Consider the following 17,429-nt stretch of genomic DNA (forward strand, 5'->3'; position numbering starts at 1 on the left):
ATGTCGAAGGGGTGTCGCATGTCACGAGCTGACGGCGGCACCGGTCGTCGCCAACCCTCTCCTCGCCGGGAATGCCGTTACTCGCCTTCGCCGGTCTTCCGGCCCGGCCCGAACTCGGTCCGCAGGCCGAAGCCGCCGCCCTTTTGAAAACCGAACGAAACGCCCGGCGCAATCTGGATACGCAAGGGGCGGGACAACATGCCGTCGGCGGGCGGTGGCGGCGGCACCGGCCCAAGACGGAACCGCGCGTCTTCCGTTCGCCCGCACACCACGACATCGGCATCGGTCGGCCCGATAGTGCAAGGGCGTCGGGTCAGGACGACCGGGCCTGCCATTGCGGAGGCTTCCCGCTTCACGGGCGCGGCATCGGGAATTGACGCAACCTGCTCGACCGGGATCATCGGCTCGCTCCTCGTCTATCCTACCCGTGAACGCGCGCAAAGCCAGGGCAGCGCCGCGACGGCCGCCCGACCGTCCGGCATCAAGAATAAACGCTGCTACTTCCGGGGTTGGACAACGGGGTCCTTAACGACCAGCCCCAGATAATCGCGGCGATAGCCCTTCAGTGCTTCGGACATGCAATGGAAACTGGGCTGATCGTCGGGCGCAGCGTCACGCTCCGCCAATGGCACCAGATAGTCGCCGTAAGGCAGCTTGCCGGTTCGCGAATAATGGACGCCGAGCGACCTCACATGGCATTTCGTCGCCGCACGAGCGAGCGCACGGTTGGTCAGCACCGGCTTTTCCGGGGGCGTGGTGGCACAACCCGCCACCAATAGACAGGCCACCACACTCCATCCCGTCGCGTTCATCTCGCCCCCTCCGATCAGTCGAAAGTCTTATTCGCCCATGGGGGGCGACATGTCCCCGGACGCCTTCCGCCCCCATCGCGGACGACGCCAGCCCCGCTTGTGCGCGATACGACGCATAAGCAGCCACAGTCCCCCGCCCACCGCCAGCCAAGACAGCGCGGCCACGATGACCGCGATCATCGCTGCCAGGCTGTTCGCCAGCGTGTCGCCCGCCGAACGAAGGCTTTTGACGATGACGCTCCGCGATTCCGACAGATCATTGTAAAGATAGTTGATCGTCACCGGCGACATGGCGACGCGCTGCGCCAGGCTGGCCTGTTCCTGCCGCGCCGCATCCAGCTCTTCCTGCGTGGTCGCATAGGCCCGTTCGGCCTGCACCAGTTCACCGACATTGCCCTTGGCCGAGCGGATGATCGTCAGCAATCGCTCAGCCAACGCCTGTTTGGCGCGGACCTTGGCATTCGCGTCGATCACCTGCCGCGTCACATCCTCCGCCGTGGATTCTCGCTCGGACAGCCGTGCGCCGCCCGCCCTCGCCAAAGCGTCGAGGCGCCGGTTAAATTGCGTCGCGAGGCGCGCATCGACCAGTAGCATCGCCTCATCGACGGTAGCGGCACCGGCAGCGGCCGCATCGCCACCGACGCCGGGCGCGTGCAGGGTCGAGCGCACCACCAGACAGCGGGCATTGCCGAGACGGCGACACAATGCGAGCTGGTCGCCCTGCACCTTCGCAACCGTCGGGCGATCGAAAACATAGGAAACGGTATAGCTATAGGCGATCTGCGATCCGGCGGCCGCCGTCGCGGGAGCCGAGTCCGGCTCTTGGACGTCGAAGGCCTCGAGCTTCTCGGTTGTCTTGCGAATGGGCGCCTGATCGCAAGACACCAGACATGCCGCCGCCAGCACTGCCGCGATCGTTCGCCTCATGACTCACCCCCCGTTGACCCAGGTCAGGGTCACCCGGTTCCCCGCCAGCGTCAAGCCTATCCCACCGCCTCGAACACAAAGGCCGTGCCGACAAAATCCCCCTTCAGCGGCGCGCGCAAACCCCGGTTCATCCAATAGGCCCCCGATGCCCGCTCCGGCACACCCGCAGGTCGGGCCGATCCGTCGAGCATCCGCACCGTATAGACCCGTGCCGGGTCCAGCCCCTGCGCGTGGATGGCGGCGGGATTGTCGCGCCACATCGACGAATGCAGCATCTGGAACATCACCGCCTGCCTTTTGTCCTGCCCGACATACATGGTCGCCGAGGTCGCATCGTCGCCGCTGGGCGACTCCAAGCGATAGAGCGCGCCGCGCTGCACCGTCTCGCGAATGGTCTTATAGGCCGCGACCCATTTGCGCGCGGTGGCGAAGTCCGCGTCCGCCCATTTGTCTAGGTTCGCGCCGATCCCCAGCCCGCCCTGCATCGACGACAGGAAACGATAATCCAGGCTGGTCACGCGCGTGTTCGCCCAATTGGGGCTGTCCGTGACCCAGGCCATCATCACCGCCACCGGATAGGCGCGGGTGAAACCGTCCTGGATGGTCAGCCGGTCGGCCGGATCGGTATTGTCCGAGGGCCAGACCTCATCGGTCAGCCCGATGATGCCCAGGTCCACGCGACCACCGCCGCCGGAACACGCCTCGATCTCCAGCTTCGGATGCCGCCGCCGCAGCTCGGACAGGATGAAATAGAGGTTGCGGACATAATCGACATAGACGCGCTGCTGGTCGGCGACCGGCCGTTCGGGCCAGCCCGCCTCGGTCCAGTTGCGGTTATAGTCCCATTTCAGGAAGGCGATGTCGTTGTCGCTGACCAGCTTGTCGAGCACGGTCAGCAGGTGATCGCGAACATCGGTGCGCGCGAGGTTCAGGACCAGCTGGTTGCGCCCCTCGGTGCGCGGGCGGTCGGGGAAGTTCAGCACCCAGTCGGGATGCGCGCGGTACAGGTCGCTGTCGACATTCACCATCTCCGGCTCGACCCATAGGCCGAAGTCCATGCCCAGCCCCTTCACCCGGTCGATCAGGGGCTTCAGCCCGTTGGGGAATTTGGTCGGGTTGACGGTCCAGTCGCCCAGTCCCGCCTTATCGTTGTTGCGTGCGCCGAACCAGCCGTCATCGACCACGAACCGCTCGACGCCGATCTTCGCCGCCTTTTCGGCCAGCGCCATCTGCCCCGCCTCGGTCACGTCGAAGGCGGTCGCCTCCCAGCTATTGTAGAGGACCGGGCGCAGCCGCGCCCTTGTCCCGTGCGGCAGGATGTTGGCGACCTCGAACTTGTGGAAGGTGCGCGAGGCCCCGCCCAGCCCGTCGCCGGAATAGCCCGCATAGAAGACCGGCGTGTCGAGTGTCTCGCCCGGCTTCAGCGTCCAGGAAAAGTCGTAAGGATTGTATCCGCCCGCGATCCGCACCCGGCCCAGATTGTCGGACGCCACGCTGATCCGGAACGAGCCCGACCAGGCGAGCGCACCATACCAGACCGGCCCATGCTCCTCGCTGGTCAGCCCTTCGCGGCCGATTGCGAACCAGGGGTTGTTGCCATGGCCGGTCGATCCGCGACGGCTTTCCAGCACGGTCGCGGCGGCCTCGACCGGCACCGTCTTCTGGGTCCATTCGGCGGCGTGGCGGCCGGTCAGATAATGAAGCCGGTAATCGTCGCCGACCGGCAGCGAGAGGACCGCCGCCGCCAACTGGTCGACACGCACCGGCCTGGCATCGCCGTTCCGAACCTTGGCCGAGCGCGCGATGATGCCCGTCGCGGGGTCGATCGTATAGGTCAGGGTGACGAATAGCGGCCGCCGGATATCGGCCAGCTCGACGGTCAGCGTCTCTCCGCTGGCCTTGTGGTTGCGATATTTCAGGACAAGATCGCGATTGCCGTCGGCGAACAGCGCCTTGACGCCCGGCTCGCTGACCAGCCCCTCGCCCTGCCCCGGATATTCCTGAAGCGTGACCGATCCGGCGGGGTCGAAGCCGGACAATTCGCCCGGCGCCTTCAGGACGATCGGGTCGCCCGTCTTGACCGGATCGCCCGAGATCAGCGGATCGCCCTCCGCCAGCGCCGATCCCCAATAGAGCGGCTGGAGATAGCCCTTCTCATCCACCCCCATGGCATAGGTGACGCCACCGCCATCGAGGCGGAACACCTTCGCCCCCGTCGGTGCGGTCACCTTCGCCGAAACCGGCGCCGCCAGCGCAGCCAGACCCACCCCTGCCAGAATCGCATTCCGCCAGCGCATCACACCTCTCCTGCAAACCTTTGCATTAAGTCTGACATAGCGCGGGGCCGTGATGCAAGCGCTTGTTTCAAAAGATCATTGCGCGGCCAGCGGCCACAGTGTCTTGAGCGGGCGACCGGCATCGGCCAGCGCCTCGACCGGCACGGTGGCGCCATCGGCAACCAGCGCCTTGCCCTGCACGAAGTCGCGCATCGCATTGACGCAATCGAGCGCGATCACCCGGCCCTGCCGCAGATAGACGACCGAGAAGCTGCGTGAGGCCGGATCGCCACGCAAGATCGCCTGGTCATGCCCCATCGACAGACCGACCGTTTGCAGCTTCAGGTCATATTGGTTCGACCAGAACCAGGGCACGGCATGATAGGCGACCTCGCGCCCCATGATCGTGCGCGCCGCCACCGTCGCCTGATCATGGGCGTTCTGCACCGATTCCAGCCGGATGACGGCACCGTCGGCAAAGTCGTTGGCATGGGCCGCGCAATCGCCGACCGCATAGATGTGCGGCAGGCTGGTGCGCCCCTGCGCATCGACCGCCACGCCATTATCGCCCGCCGCTCCAGCCGCGATCAGCGGCTGCACCGCGGGCACGATGCCGATGCCGACGATCGCCATCTGGGCGGCCAGCACCGTACCGTCGGCCAGCCGGACGCCGCTGATCCGCTCCTCTCCCTCGATACACGCCACGCTCTCGCTAAGCCGCACCGTCACGCCATGCGCACGGTGTTCGGCTTCGTAGAAGCGCGACAGGGCCTCGCCCGCAACGCGCGCGAGCACCCGGTCCTGCGCCTCGACGATGGTGATTGCCTTGCCAAACTTGGTCAGCACGGCGGCGGCCTCCAGGCCGATATAGCCGCCGCCGATCACCACCACCTGCGCCACATCCGGCAGTTCGGCGATCAGCCGGTCGACATCGGCGCGGCTGCGGACACCGTGCACGCCGGTCAGCTGGTGGCCGTCACAGCTCAGCCGCCGGGCATGGCCACCCGCCGCCCAGATCAGCGTGCCATAGTCGATCACGATGCCCGCCGCCGTGGTCAGGCACCGCGCCTCGGCATCGACCGCGACGACCTGCTCGCCCAACCGCAACGTGATCGCGCGCTCTTCCCAGAAACGCTCGGGGCGGATCAGGATACGCTCGAACGGCTTGTCCCCGGCCAGATACTCCTTGGACAGCGGCGGGCGCTCATAGGGCGGCCAGTCCTCTTCGCCGATCATCGCGATCGTGCCCTCGAACCCTTCCTGACGCAACGCGATGGCAGCCTGCGCCCCCGCATGGCCGGTGCCGACGATAACGATGTCGTAAGAGGGATTGTGCATATCGGTCATGGCCTATCCCCTAGGATGGATCGGCGGCGGCTGCCAATGACCATGACCCAACGACCATGACCCAACGACCATGACAAAGCGTTGCAAGTGCGAAAGACCGTCTTCAATCGCGCGACGCTTGCCGCTAGGGGAAAGGGCAAATCCTCAGGAGACACCATGAGCAAGCTGCACCTCGTGTTCGGCGGCCGCGTCAGCGACCCGCAGACCCTTGATTTCGTCGATCCCGCCGGGCTGGAAGTGGTCGGCGTATTTCCCGACTATGCCAGCGCCGAAAAGGCCTGGCGCGCCGCCGCGCAGCGCACCGTCGACGATGCCGAGATGAAGTTCGTGGTGGTGCACCTGCACCGCCTGCTCGAGCCGACGCTCGACTGATTGGGTTGGGGGCGGAAGTCTATTCCGCCCTACCTTCCAGAACCCCGTTCGCACTGAGCGAAGTCGAAGTGCACGGGATGGCGCCGATGCTGGGCGAGGTTCAGGCGTGGCCTTCGACTTCGCTCAGGCGGAACGGAGGGTGGGATAAAGTCCCCCTCGCTTCAAGCGTTGCGATAGCGCCACAGCAGCAACGGCTTGGCAAAGACCAGCCCGGCGATGAACCCGCCGATATGCGCGGCGACCGCGATCGCACCCATTCCCATGCCCGCATAGCCGAGCAGCAGCTGAATGCCGATCCATCCGGCCGCCAGCCACAGGACATGGGTGAATTCCGCCGACAGTCCGGCGATACCCCGGGTCGCGCGCCGCCGTCCGAACAGCAGCGCATAGGCCCCGACGATGGCCGAGATTGCGCCGCTTGCACCGATCATCGGCATGGGCGAAGCGGGATCGGGAAAATATTGCGCCATCGCGGCGGCATAGGCACCCACGACGTACAGCACCGCGATGCCTCGCGGCCCCAACGCGCGCTCGGTCTGCGCACCGCAATAGACCAGCATCACCAGATTGAAGGCGATATGCGCGAACCCGCCATGGATAAGGGTCGCGCTGAGCGGGGTCAGCAGCGTCGGCACCGCAAAGCCGAAATCGGGCGGAAGGACCGCCCCCTCGAAGCGCAGGGGTATGAACCCGCCCGCCACCGCCGCATCCGGCACCATGCCGGTGGCGATGAGGATCAGCGACACGGCCGCCGTGACGACCGCGATGGCCGTCGTGGCCCGTGCCGCTGTCCAGTTCATCGGGTCAGATGAACTCGATCTTGCTGACGACGTAATAACGGTCGCCCGACGGCACCGTCACCTCGACCTCTTCGTCCAGCTTGCGCCCGATCAACGCACGGCCGAGCGGCGAGTTGTAGCTGATCCGACCGGTCTTGGCGTCCGCCTCGGTCTGGCCGACGATCTGATACTTGACCGGCTTGTCGTCCTCGTCGAGCAGCGTGACGGTCGCACCGAACACGATCTTGTCGCCCGACAGATCCTTCGGGTCGATGATCTGCGCACGGCTCAGTTTGTCCTCGATGTCGGCGATCGTCGCCTCGACCTGACCCTGCCGTTCCTTGGCCGCATGATATTCGGCGTTTTCGGACAGGTCGCCGTGTGCACGCGCTTCCTCGATCGCGTCGACGATCAGCGGCCGCTCTTCTTTCAGACGCCGCAGGTCCTGGGTGAGCTTGTCATAGCCCTCCTGGAGCATCGGCATCTTTTCGACGGTCGCCATATTCCTAGTCCCCAATTCTTACGCATTCCCGGTACGGACCGCCCTCCCAAACCGGGAGAGCGGTCCGCCAGCACATCATGTTCTCATGTCGGGATCAGTTGTGCGAACGCGAATAGTAGGATTGCAGGGGACGTACTTCAAGACCACGGGTCGCCGACGCCGCAATCGCCTTCGCCGCCTCGACGCTGGCGGGCGCCGTGGTGAAGTAGGGAATCTTCTGGCCGAGCGCGGCTTCGCGGATCGGCTTGGAGTCCTTCAGGCTCTGCCACCCCTCGGTCGTGTTGAAGATCAGGGTGATGCCGCCGTCCTTGATCCGGTCGACGATATGCGGCCGCCCTTGCGCCACCTTGTTGATCTTCTCGACCGTCACACCTGCACGGTCGAGATAATCGGCGGTGCCGCCGGTCGCGACGATCGCGAAGCCCGCTTCCGACAGCATCCGGGCGGCGGGAACGATCTGTTCCTTGTCGCCGTCCTTCACGCTGATGAAGACCGCGCCTTCGGTCGGCAGGACGGTGCCCGCCCCCAGCTGCGACTTGGCGAAGGCGGTGGTGAAGTCGGGGTCGATACCCATGACCTCGCCGGTCGACTTCATTTCGGGCGACAGGACCGGATCGACACCGGGGAAGCGCGCGAAGGGGAAGACCGCTTCCTTGACCGCATAATAATCGATGTGGCGATCGATCTGCGGCAGGTCGGCCAGCTTCTCGCCCGCCATGACGCGCGCGGCGATCTTGGCGATGGGCGTGCCGATCGCCTTGGCGACGAAGGGCACGGTGCGGCTGGCGCGCGGATTGACCTCGATGAGGTAGACCCGAGTGCCTTCTGGGCCGTCCTTCACCGCGAACTGGATGTTCATCAGGCCGCGCACGTTCAGGCCGCGCGCAAGCGCTTCCGCCTGACGCTCGATCTCGGCGATGATCTCGGCCGACAGGCTGTAGGGCGGCAGCGAGCAGGCCGAGTCGCCCGAATGGACGCCCGCTTCCTCGATATGCTGGAGCACGCCCGCCACGACGACCTGGTCGCCGTCGCAGATCGCGTCCACGTCCACCTCGATCGCGTCGCGCAGATACTGGTCGATCAGCACCGGCGCATCGCCCGACACCTGCACCGCCGTCTGGATATAATCCTCCAGCTGCTGCGGGCCGTCGACGATCTCCATGGCGCGGCCGCCCAGCACGAAGCTGGGGCGCATCAGCACCGGATAGCCGACGCGCTCGGCAACGATCAGCGCTTCCTCGCGGCTGCGCGCAATGCCGTTCTTGGGCTGGTGCAGCTTCAGCTTGTCGACCAGCGCCGCGAACTGCTCGCGGTCTTCGGCCAGGTCGATCGCGTCGGGGCTGGTGCCCAGGATCGGGATACCCGCCGATTCCAGCGCCCGGGCGAGGTTCAGCGGGGTCTGGCCGCCGAACTGCACGATCACGCCGACCAGCTCGCCCTTCGACTTCTCGACATCGAGAATGGCCAGCACGTCCTCGGCGGTCAGCGGCTCGAAATAGAGCCGGTCCGAGGTGTCATAGTCGGTGCTGACCGTTTCCGGGTTGCAGTTGACCATGATCGTCTCATAGCCCGCATCCGCCAGCGCGAAGCAGGCGTGGCAGCAGCAATAGTCGAACTCGATGCCCTGCCCGATCCGGTTCGGACCGCCGCCCAGGATGACGATCTTCTTCCGATCGCTGGGCACCGCCTCGTCCTCGGGCTCGCCGAAGGTCGGGGCTTCATAGGTCGAGTACATATACGGCGTCTTCGCGTCGAACTCGGCGGCGCAGGTGTCGATCCGCTTGAAGACCGGACGCACGCCCAGCTTCTGGCGATGCTCGCGCACCTCCTGTTCGGTCACGCCGCCGGTCATCATCTTGACGACCTCGTGGATCAGGCCCGAGCCACGCGCGATGCCGCGATCCATGCCGCGCAGGTTCGCCGATTGCAGCGCCAGATAAGCGAGCCGCTTGTCGGAGAAGCCCATCGCCTTCAGGCGGCGCATACCCGCCGCGTCCTGCGGCAGGCCGTTTGCCATGACTTCGGCCTCGGCGGCGACGATCTCGGCGATCCGCTTCAGGAACCAGGGATCGTACTTCGCGATCGCATGGACCTCGGCGACGGTGAAACCTTCACGCAGCGCCTGCGCCGCGACCAGCAGCCGATCGGGGGTCGCCTTGGCCAGCGCTGCCTCGATCTCGGCACGCGGGGCACCGACCAGATGCTCCACATCGTTGAAGCCGCTGAGACCCGTCTCCAGACCGCGCAGCGCCTTCTGCATCGACTCGTGGATGTTGCGGCCGATCGCCATGACCTCGCCGACCGACTTCATCGCGGTCGACAGCACCGGCTCCGAACCCTTGAACTTCTCGAAGGCGAAGCGCGGGATCTTGGTGACGACATAGTCGATCGTCGGCTCGAACGAGGCCGGGGTCGCGCCGGTGATGTCGTTCTCGATCTCGTCCAGCGTATAGCCGACCGCCAGCTTGGCCGCGACCTTGGCGATCGGGAAGCCGGTCGCCTTCGACGCCAGCGCGGAAGAACGCGACACGCGCGGGTTCATCTCGATGACGATCAGGCGGCCGTCCTTCGGATTGACCGCGAACTGCACGTTCGAGCCGCCCGTTTCCACGCCGATCTCACGCAGCACCGCCAGGCTGGCGTTGCGCATGATCTGATATTCCTTGTCGGTCAGGGTCAGCGCGGGCGCGACGGTGATCGAGTCGCCGGTATGGACGCCCATCGGATCGATATTCTCGATCGAGCAGATGATGATGGAATTGTCGTTGCGATCGCGCACGACCTCCATCTCATATTCCTTCCAACCGAGGAGCGATTCCTCGATCAGCACCTCGGTCGTCGGCGAGGCGTCGAGCCCGGCGCGGACGATCGCGATGAACTCCTCGCGGTTGTACGCCACACCGCCGCCGGTGCCGCCCAGCGTGAAGCTGGGACGGATGATGGCGGGCAAGCCGACCTTCTCCAGCCCCGCCAGTGCCTCCGCCTCGGTATGCGCGATGGCCGAGCGGGCGGATTCCAGCCCGATCTTCTCCATGGCGACCTTGAACTTCTGACGGTCCTCGGCCTTGTCGATCGCCTCGGCATCGGCGCCGATCATCTGGACGCCGAATTTCTCCAGCGTGCCGTCATGGAACAGCGCCAGCGCGGTGTTCAGCGCGGTCTGGCCGCCCATGGTCGGCAGGACCGCGTCGGGGCGCTCCTTCTCGATGATCTTGGCGACGACTGCGGGCGTGATCGGCTCGACATAGGTCGCGTCGGCCAGCTCGGGATCGGTCATGATCGTCGCCGGGTTCGAATTGACCAGGACGATGCGATAGCCCTCTTCCTTCAGGGCCTTGATCGCCTGCGTGCCCGAATAGTCGAACTCGCACGCCTGACCGATGACGATCGGACCAGCGCCGATGACGAGGATGGAGGAGATGTCAGTGCGTTTTGGCATTTGGGCGATGACCATTCAAAAGGGATGCTGGATAAGGGCTATCATCACTGCCGGGCTCAGGAATTTCCTCGCCCAGATAATCGTACCGATAGCCGCGAAGCGCGTCCGTCAGGCAAGCTCGGCTTTCCCCCTCGTCCGATCGGGCTTTGCCGCCCGGCCCCGGAATGCGATAACTTGCATAGGGAATTTGGCCGTTCCTAGGGCGGGAAACCCCCTTGGAGACGACGTGACACCGACCCGCGGCACGCGAGAAAGCTTTTTTAGTTAGAAACGGCTTCCCCCCGGATTGCGCCGTACACCCTGTCAACAGGGCGAATGCCGCCAACATCGCGAGGGGAGCCGCCCGCTTCATTACCGAAGCGACCCCACGAACCGCTCGAACAGATAGAAGCTGTCCTGCGGCCCCGGCGAGGCTTCGGGGTGGTACTGGACCGAGAAGGCCGGGCGGTCGGTCAGTTCCAGACCCGCATTCGACCCGTCGAACAGCGACACATGCGTCTCGCGCGCGTTCGCAGGGAGCGTCTCGCGCTCGACCGCGAAGCCGTGGTTCATGCTGGTGATCTCGACCAGACCGTCGGACAGGCGCTTGACCGGGTGGTTCGCGCCGCGGTGGCCCTGATGCATCTTGGTCGTCTTGGCACCGACCGCCAGGCCCAGAAGCTGGTGGCCCAGGCAGATGCCGAACAGCGGCTTGCCGGTGTCGAGCAGCTGGCGGATCACCGGCACCGCATATTTGCCCGTCGCCGCCGGATCGCCGGGACCGTTGGACAGGAAGATGCCGTCCGGGTTCAGCGCCATCACATCCTCATAGGACGCAGTGGCGGGGACCACCGACACCTTCGCCCCGGCCTGAACCAGGTTGCGGAAGATGTTGTGCTTGCTGCCATAATCGATCGCGACGACGTGCGGGCGATCTTCGCCCTCGGCACCGGCATAGCCGAAGCCCAGCCGCCACAGGCCGCCCTCGCGCGTCTCGCCCCAGCCATAATGCAGCTCGGTCGACACGTCCTTGGCGAGGTCCATGCCCTCCAGCCCCGGCCAAGCCTTCGCCTTTTCGAGGAGCGCAGCGATGTCGAACTCGCCCGCAGCCGAATGCGCGATCACGCCGTTGGGCGCGCCGGCGGCCCGGATGCGGCGGGTCAGCGCGCGGGTGTCGATGCCCGCCAGGCCGATGCGGTTGTGCCGCGCCATCCATCCGGCGAGGTTCTCCATCGCGCGGAAGTTGGACGGGGCGGTCGGATCCTCGCGGACGATCATGCCCAGCGCGTGCGGCGCGTCCGCCTCGATATCGTCGGGGTTCGCGCCCACGTTGCCGATATGCGGGAAAGTAAAGGTGATGATCTGCCCGGCGAAGGACGGGTCGGTCATGATCTCCTGATAGCCGGTCATCGCGGTGTGGAAACACACCTCTCCGACGGCATCACCCTCGACGCCGAAACCGCGCCCCCATAACACGTCTCCGTTCGCCAGAACGAGAACGCCCGTGGCGCCTTCAGGCTTTTCGGGCATGGCGAATGGCTTGGCGTCGGCCATGATCGGCGGGCACTCCTGCTAAAATGTCTGCAATGTCGCTAAGTGGCGTCCGCTAGGGCCATCGGGCGTTCGCGTCAACCGGTTCACGGAATTGGTTCCATCGGCTAACGTCCCCGCCTTTCAGACAAGACGGAAAAAACATGATTCGCGACGACATCAAGGCCGCGCAGGTGGCCGCCATGAAAGCGGGCGACAAGGAAAGCCGCGCGGCGATCAGCCTGATCCAGGCCGCCATCAAGAACCGCGACATCGAACTCCGTACCGGCGATGCGCCCGCCGACGACGACATGGTCGTGATCGAAGTGCTGCAAAAGATGGTCAAGCAGCGCCGCGAATCGATCGCCATGTACGAACAGGGCGGCCGCCAGGAACTGGCCGACGCCGAAAAGGCCGAGGTCGCGGTAATCGAACGCTTCCTGCCGCAGACGCTGACCGAGGACGAAACCAAGGCCGCGATCGAGGCGATCAAGGCGGAGATCGGGGCGAGCGGCATGAAGGACATGGGCCGGGTGATGGCCGAGTTGAAGGCTCGGCATGCGGCGGTGCTGGATATGAGCAAGGCCAGCGGGTTGGTGAAGGCTTCGCTGGCGTAAGGTTAGGGAGTGGGGCTGGTGCGGGGTTTCGATCGCAAGCGTAGCCCCCTCCCCCAACCCCTCCCGCCTGCGGGAGGGGCGCCTGTTGCGCCTGATGGCGAGGATTGCCCTCCACCAAAAGCGCATCCCCTCCCGCAGGCGGGAGGGGACCGAGGGGAGGGGCCCCGACCTTTCCGCGAAAACCGCCCTACGCGGAAAGCACGGGAACTGCGCCTCAATCCGACCGATGCGGAACGACGGTTATGGCGCGTGCTATCGAGACGTCAGGTCGCAGGCGCCCGCTTCAACCGCCAAGTGCCAGTCGGTCCGTACATTGCCGACTTCGCCGCCCGGTCGGAAAAGCTAATCGTTGAAGTCGATGGCGGCCAGCATGCCGAACACGAAGCTTACGACGACGCCCGCACCCACTATCTCAAAGCGCAAGGCTGGCGGGTCATCCGCTTCTGGAACAACGACGTTCTGGGCAATCTGGAGGGCGTCGTTGCAATCATCGAGCGCACGCTTGCGGAAAGGCCCTCCCCCAGCCCCTCCCGCCTGCGGGAGGGGAGCCCGTAGCGCCCGGCCGAGAGGACTGTCCTCCACCAAATGCGCTTCCCCTCCCGCAGGCGGGAGGGGATCGAGGGGAGGGCAAACCCGGACCATCCACCCCACCCCACCCCTTGCCAAAAACCCCATCTCCCGCTACCAATTATAATCACGCGGACGCCATGAGCCTGACCCCGCAATTCCTTGACGAGCTACGCGCTCGGACCAGTCTGTCGGCGCTGATCGGCAAGACGGTGAAGCTGCAAAAGGCCGGCCGGGAATATAAGGGCTGCTGCCCTTTCCATAACGAAAAGACGCCCAGCTTCTACGTCAACGACGATAAGGGCTTTTACCACTGTTTCGGCTGTTCGGCGCATGGCGATGCCATTCGCTGGATGACCGACCAGCGCGGCCTGCCCTTCATCGATGCCGTCAAGGAACTGGCACAGGTCGCCGGGCTCGACATGCCCGAGCAGGACCGCCGCGCCGCGCAAAAGGCCGAGCGCGCCAAGGGCCTGCACGACGCGATGGCCGATGCCGCCGCATGGTTTTCCGAACAGCTGGGCGGCCTGTCGGGCGGTGATGCGCGCGAGTTGCTGACCCGCCGCCGGGTCACACCGGAGACGGCGCGCGCCTTCGGGCTGGGCTTCGCGCCCGACAGCCGGGGCAAGCTGAAGACCGCGCTCAAGGAGTATGGCGACCCGGCGCTGATCGAGTGCGGGCTGCTGATCAAGGTCGACGGCAAGGACCCGTATGACCGGTTCCGCGGCCGCTTGATGATCCCGATCCGCGACGCGCGCGGCCGGGTGATCGCGTTCGGTGGCCGGATCATCGGCGACGGCGAGCCGAAATATCTGAACTCCCCCGACACGCCGCTCTTCGACAAGGGGCGCACGCTCTACAATCTCGACCGCGCGGCACCCGCCGTGCGCAAGTCCGGCCGCGTGCTGGTGGTCGAGGGTTATATGGACGTGATCGCCCTCGCCCAGGCCGGGATCGAGGAAGCCGTCGCGCCGCTCGGCACCGCGCTGACCGAGCATCAGCTGGAACGGCTGTGGCGCATGGTCGATGTGCCGACGCTCTGCTTCGACGGCGATGCGGCGGGCCAGAAGGCCGCGATCCGCGCCGCGCACCGCGCGCTGCCGCTGCTCCAGCCGGGCAAGAGCCTGTCCTTCGTCACCTTGCCGCAAGGGCAGGACCCCGACGATCTGGTCCAGGAAAAGGGTGCGGCGGGCTTCGAGGCGGTGCTCTCCCGCGCCACGCCGCTCAGCGACCTGCTCTGGCAGTCCGAGATCGCCCAGGCGCAGACCGACACGCCCGAGGGCCGCGCCGCGCTGAAGCAGCGACTGGAGGAACTGGCGCAGCAGATCCCGCACAAGGATCTGGCCTACGAGTACAAGCGCGCGATGATGTCGCGCTATTTCGACATCTTCGGCATCCGGCGGGTCAATGCGGCGGCGGTGCATCAGGCGGTGGCCGAAGCCAATCGCCATGTCGGGCGGGGCGTCGAATACAGCCTGAAGCGCGCGGTGCTGCTGGGCCTGATGCGCTATCCGCATGTCCTGTGCCGGTACATGGACGAAATCAGCCGGTTGGACATGGGCGACCGCTATCTCAACGACTGGCGGCATCACCTGCTCGACGCGGCGGTCAACGATCCGCATCTGTCCCGCAAGGACGCCGCCGAAGCGGAAAGCCTGATCGAACAGATCATGGCGACGACCGACGTCCACCCGATCGACGCGCGCGACTATACCCGCGACCTCGCGTTCAGCTTCTTCAGCAAGGCCAGCGACCCGGCCATTGCGGTCCGCGACCTGGAAAAGATCATCGAGGTCATGCTGGAGGAAAGCGAGACGCGCGCGAACCGCGAACGCGCGGTGCAGGCGTTCCAGACCGACATGACCGAGGATCGCTTCGCCGAGCAGACGCGGTGCCATGCGGCACATGCGCAATCGCGCGACGAACTCTATCGCTGGCTGGAGGCGGCGCGCGATCTGGCCGAGAAGCAAGCCGGGGAGGCCGCTTGATACAGCACCTCTCCCGCCCCATATCCGGGGCATATTGGGCGACCTACGCCCGCACTGGAAAATTACGCATGGCCCCCTCACCCGCTTGCATCACCTGCGAGCGGTGTGACAGAGGCCGGGCACGGAACCCTGAGGGCATTTGATGGCGAAGGCGAATATGGCGGCGGATACGACCGATACCACGGAAACGGGCGATGCGCCGCTGATCGACCTGAACGAGGCGTCGATCAAGAAGCTGATCGCGCGCGCCAAGAAGCGCGGCTACATTACGTACGACCAGCTGAACGAAGCGCTGCCGCAGGACCAGATGTCCTCCGATCAGCTCGAGGATATCATGGCCGCCCTGAACGAGATGGGCGTCAATATCGTCGAGAATGAGGAACAGGGCGAGGACGGCGAGTCCGAGGAAGAGGCCGACGACGCCGAGACCACGGACGCCGAATCCGATGGCGGCCCGCAGCCCGAGGCGAAGAAGAAGGAAACCGTCGATCGCACCGACGATCCGGTCCGCATGTACCTGCGCGAGATGGGCGCGGTCGAACTGCTGAGCCGCGAGGGCGAGATCGCCATCGCCAAGCGGATCGAGGCGGGTCGCGACACGATGATCCTGGGGCTGTGCGAAAGCCCGATCACGTTCAACGCGATCATCGACTGGTCGACCGCGCTGAACGAAGGCACGATGCAGCTTCGCGAGATCCTCGATCTCGACGCCATGCTGTCCAAGGACGCCGGTCCGGAAAATCTGGGCGAGGAGGACGAGGACGACAATGGCGAGATCAGCGCCAAGAACGCCGGTCCGCAGTTCAAAGAAGAAGAAGAGCCCGAGGAACCCTCGGTCGATGACGAGGATGGCGAGGGCGGCGAACGTCGCGGGCCCCGCGCCGAGGACGAGGAAGAGGACAATACCCTGTCCCTCGCCCAGATGGAGGAGACGCTCAAGCCTCAGGCTTTGGAGAAGTTCGCCAACATCACCGCGATCTACAAGAAATTCTCGAAAATCCAGCAGCAGCGCCTGGAGTCCATGGCGCTGGGCGGCGAGCTGTCGTCGGCGGAGGAGCGCAAGTACCACAAGCTTCGCGAAGAACTGACCGCCGAGGTCGAGAGCGTCCAGTTCCACAACGCCAAGATCGAATTCCTGGTCGACCAGCTTTATGCCTATAACCGCCGCCTGACCGCCCTGGGCGGCCAGATGCTGCGCCTGGCCGAGCGGCACAAGGTCAACCGCAAGGACTTCCTCGACCGCTATCTGGGTCACGAGCTGGACGAGAACTGGCTCGATACCGTGCGCGGCGTCGACAAGAAGTGGGGCAACTTCGCCACCAACGAAGCCGCCACCGTCGACCGCATCCGCAGTGAAATCGCCGACATCTCGCAGCAGACCGGCATGGCGCTGACCGAATTCCGCCGCATCGTGAACATGGTGCAGAAGGGCGAGCGCGAGGCGCGTATCGCCAAGAAGGAAATGGTCGAGGCCAATCTGCGCCTCGTCATCTCCATCGCCAAGAAATACACCAATCGCGGCCTGCAATTCCTGGACCTTATCCAGGAGGGCAATATCGGCCTGATGAAGGCGGTCGATAAGTTCGAATATCGCCGTGGTTACAAATTCTCGACCTATGCGACCTGGTGGATTCGTCAGGCGATCACCCGCTCGATCGCCGACCAGGCGCGGACCATCCGTATCCCGGTTCATATGATCGAGACGATCAACAAGCTGGTCCGTACCAGCCGCCAGTTCCTGCACGAGCAGGGCCGCGAGCCGACCCCGGAAGAGATGGCCGAGCGCCTCTCCATGCCGCTGGAGAAGGTGCGCAAGGTGATGAAGATCGCCAAGGAGCCGATCAGCCTCGAAACGCCGATCGGCGACGAGGAGGATTCGCACCTCGGCGACTTCATCGAGGACAAGAACGCGGTCATCCCGGTCGACGCGGCGATCCAGGCGAACCTTAAGGAAACGGTTACCCGCGTCCTCGCCTCGCTGACCCCGCGCGAAGAGCGCGTGCTACGTATGCGCTTCGGCATCGGCATGAACACCGATCACACGCTGGAAGAGGTCGGCCAGCAATTCTCGGTCACTCGCGAACGCATTCGCCAGATCGAGGCGAAGGCGCTCCGCAAGCTGAAGCATCCGAGCCGCAGCCGCAAGATGCGCAGCTTCCTCGACCAGTAAGGTCGGGTCGCGAGGATCACCAAAGGGGTCGCCGGTCGCAGGATCGGCGGCCTCTTTGCTTTTAGACTCTAATGACCCGAAGGACCTACCCCTCCCTTCAGGAGAGGGGCCGGGAGTGGGGCGC

At 65.3% G+C, this 17,429-nt stretch carries 14 protein-coding genes; 5 read left to right on the top strand and 9 right to left on the bottom strand.

Annotation, left to right across the window (positions count from 1 at the left end; genetic code table 11):
- Positions 1-77: 77 nt before the first annotated feature.
- From ASF14_RS07890 to ASF14_RS07910, 5 genes are all read right to left on the bottom strand, one after another.
- Complete coding sequence (locus ASF14_RS07890) at positions 78-401, bottom strand: hypothetical protein (RefSeq protein ID WP_056433871.1); 324 nt, start codon at positions 399-401, stop codon at positions 78-80.
- Positions 402-497: 96 nt separating this feature from the next.
- On the bottom strand, positions 498-812 hold the full coding sequence (locus ASF14_RS07895) for a hypothetical protein (RefSeq protein ID WP_156361094.1): 315 nt from the start codon (positions 810-812) through the stop codon (positions 498-500).
- 27 nt (positions 813-839) lie between these two features.
- Positions 840-1,739: a DUF4349 domain-containing protein gene (locus tag ASF14_RS07900; RefSeq protein WP_082442141.1), complete on the bottom strand. Its 900-nt coding sequence runs from the start codon at positions 1,737-1,739 to the stop codon at positions 840-842.
- Between the two features lie 56 nt (positions 1,740-1,795).
- Positions 1,796-4,036, bottom strand: a complete 2,241-nt coding sequence (locus ASF14_RS07905; protein ID WP_082442142.1) for an alpha-galactosidase — start codon at positions 4,034-4,036, stop codon at positions 1,796-1,798.
- A 75-nt stretch (positions 4,037-4,111) separates the two neighbouring features.
- Positions 4,112-5,362, bottom strand: a complete 1,251-nt coding sequence (locus tag ASF14_RS07910; RefSeq protein WP_082442143.1) for an NAD(P)/FAD-dependent oxidoreductase — start codon at positions 5,360-5,362, stop codon at positions 4,112-4,114.
- Between the two features lie 156 nt (positions 5,363-5,518).
- Here ASF14_RS07910 and ASF14_RS07915 point away from each other — a divergent pair, with 156 nt between their 5' ends.
- Positions 5,519-5,734 carry a DUF4170 domain-containing protein gene (locus tag ASF14_RS07915; RefSeq protein WP_056433879.1) on the top strand — a complete coding sequence of 72 codons (216 nt, stop codon included), beginning with the start codon at positions 5,519-5,521 and terminating at the stop codon, positions 5,732-5,734.
- A gap of 161 nt (positions 5,735-5,895) precedes the next feature.
- Here ASF14_RS07915 and ASF14_RS07920 read toward each other — a convergent pair whose 3' ends face one another.
- From ASF14_RS07920 to carA, 4 genes are all read right to left on the bottom strand, one after another.
- Positions 5,896-6,534: a rhomboid family intramembrane serine protease gene (locus tag ASF14_RS07920; protein WP_056433881.1), complete on the bottom strand. Its 639-nt coding sequence runs from the start codon at positions 6,532-6,534 to the stop codon at positions 5,896-5,898.
- 4 nt (positions 6,535-6,538) lie between these two features.
- Positions 6,539-7,015 (bottom strand): transcription elongation factor GreA, encoded by a 477-nt coding sequence (gene greA, locus ASF14_RS07925; RefSeq protein WP_042483476.1) that lies wholly within the window; start codon positions 7,013-7,015, stop codon positions 6,539-6,541.
- A gap of 94 nt (positions 7,016-7,109) precedes the next feature.
- Entirely contained in the window at positions 7,110-10,454 is a 3,345-nt protein-coding gene (carB, locus tag ASF14_RS07930; protein WP_056434524.1) for a carbamoyl-phosphate synthase large subunit, read from the bottom strand.
- A gap of 351 nt (positions 10,455-10,805) precedes the next feature.
- The gene (gene carA, locus ASF14_RS07935; RefSeq protein ID WP_056433884.1) at positions 10,806-11,987 is read right to left on the bottom strand and encodes a glutamine-hydrolyzing carbamoyl-phosphate synthase small subunit; all 1,182 of its coding nucleotides are present in this window, start codon (positions 11,985-11,987) and stop codon (positions 10,806-10,808) included.
- Positions 11,988-12,127: 140 nt separating this feature from the next.
- On the opposite strand from carA, the gene ASF14_RS07940 reads away from it, so the two are divergent.
- From ASF14_RS07940 to rpoD, 4 genes are all read left to right on the top strand, one after another.
- Complete coding sequence (locus ASF14_RS07940; protein ID WP_007404070.1) at positions 12,128-12,580, top strand: GatB/YqeY domain-containing protein; 453 nt, start codon at positions 12,128-12,130, stop codon at positions 12,578-12,580.
- A 249-nt stretch (positions 12,581-12,829) separates the two neighbouring features.
- Positions 12,830-13,135 (top strand): endonuclease domain-containing protein, encoded by a 306-nt coding sequence (locus ASF14_RS22205; protein WP_236696987.1) that lies wholly within the window; start codon positions 12,830-12,832, stop codon positions 13,133-13,135.
- 152 nt (positions 13,136-13,287) lie between these two features.
- The gene (gene dnaG, locus ASF14_RS07950) at positions 13,288-15,135 is read left to right on the top strand and encodes a DNA primase (protein WP_056433892.1); all 1,848 of its coding nucleotides are present in this window, start codon (positions 13,288-13,290) and stop codon (positions 15,133-15,135) included.
- Between the two features lie 142 nt (positions 15,136-15,277).
- Positions 15,278-17,305 (top strand): RNA polymerase sigma factor RpoD, encoded by a 2,028-nt coding sequence (gene rpoD, locus ASF14_RS07955; RefSeq protein WP_056433895.1) that lies wholly within the window; start codon positions 15,278-15,280, stop codon positions 17,303-17,305.
- Positions 17,306-17,429 lie beyond the last annotated feature (124 nt).

The sequence above is a fragment of the Sphingomonas sp. Leaf257 genome (genome assembly GCF_001422185.1).
Lineage (GTDB): Bacteria > Pseudomonadota > Alphaproteobacteria > Sphingomonadales > Sphingomonadaceae > Sphingomonas > Sphingomonas yabuuchiae.

What these genes read in the sequence shown, in the direction of transcription:
- ASF14_RS07940 (WP_007404070.1), top strand. Translation starts at nt 12,128, where the DNA reads ATGATTCGCGACGACATCAAGGCCGCGCAGGTGGCCGCCATGAAAGCG.
- ASF14_RS07900 (WP_082442141.1), bottom strand. Translation starts at nt 1,739, where the DNA reads ATGAGGCGAACGATCGCGGCAGTGCTGGCGGCGGCATGTCTGGTGTCT.
- greA (WP_042483476.1), bottom strand. Translation starts at nt 7,015, where the DNA reads ATGGCGACCGTCGAAAAGATGCCGATGCTCCAGGAGGGCTATGACAAG.
- ASF14_RS07920 (WP_056433881.1), bottom strand. Translation starts at nt 6,534, where the DNA reads ATGAACTGGACAGCGGCACGGGCCACGACGGCCATCGCGGTCGTCACG.
- ASF14_RS07915 (WP_056433879.1), top strand. Translation starts at nt 5,519, where the DNA reads ATGAGCAAGCTGCACCTCGTGTTCGGCGGCCGCGTCAGCGACCCGCAG.
- ASF14_RS07910 (WP_082442143.1), bottom strand. Translation starts at nt 5,362, where the DNA reads ATGACCGATATGCACAATCCCTCTTACGACATCGTTATCGTCGGCACC.
- ASF14_RS07905 (WP_082442142.1), bottom strand. Translation starts at nt 4,036, where the DNA reads ATGCGCTGGCGGAATGCGATTCTGGCAGGGGTGGGTCTGGCTGCGCTG.
- rpoD (WP_056433895.1), top strand. Translation starts at nt 15,278, where the DNA reads ATGGCGAAGGCGAATATGGCGGCGGATACGACCGATACCACGGAAACG.
- carA (WP_056433884.1), bottom strand. Translation starts at nt 11,987, where the DNA reads ATGGCCGACGCCAAGCCATTCGCCATGCCCGAAAAGCCTGAAGGCGCC.
- carB (WP_056434524.1), bottom strand. Translation starts at nt 10,454, where the DNA reads ATGCCAAAACGCACTGACATCTCCTCCATCCTCGTCATCGGCGCTGGT.
- dnaG (WP_056433892.1), top strand. Translation starts at nt 13,288, where the DNA reads ATGAGCCTGACCCCGCAATTCCTTGACGAGCTACGCGCTCGGACCAGT.
- ASF14_RS07895 (WP_156361094.1), bottom strand. Translation starts at nt 812, where the DNA reads ATGAACGCGACGGGATGGAGTGTGGTGGCCTGTCTATTGGTGGCGGGT.
- ASF14_RS07890 (WP_056433871.1), bottom strand. Translation starts at nt 401, where the DNA reads ATGATCCCGGTCGAGCAGGTTGCGTCAATTCCCGATGCCGCGCCCGTG.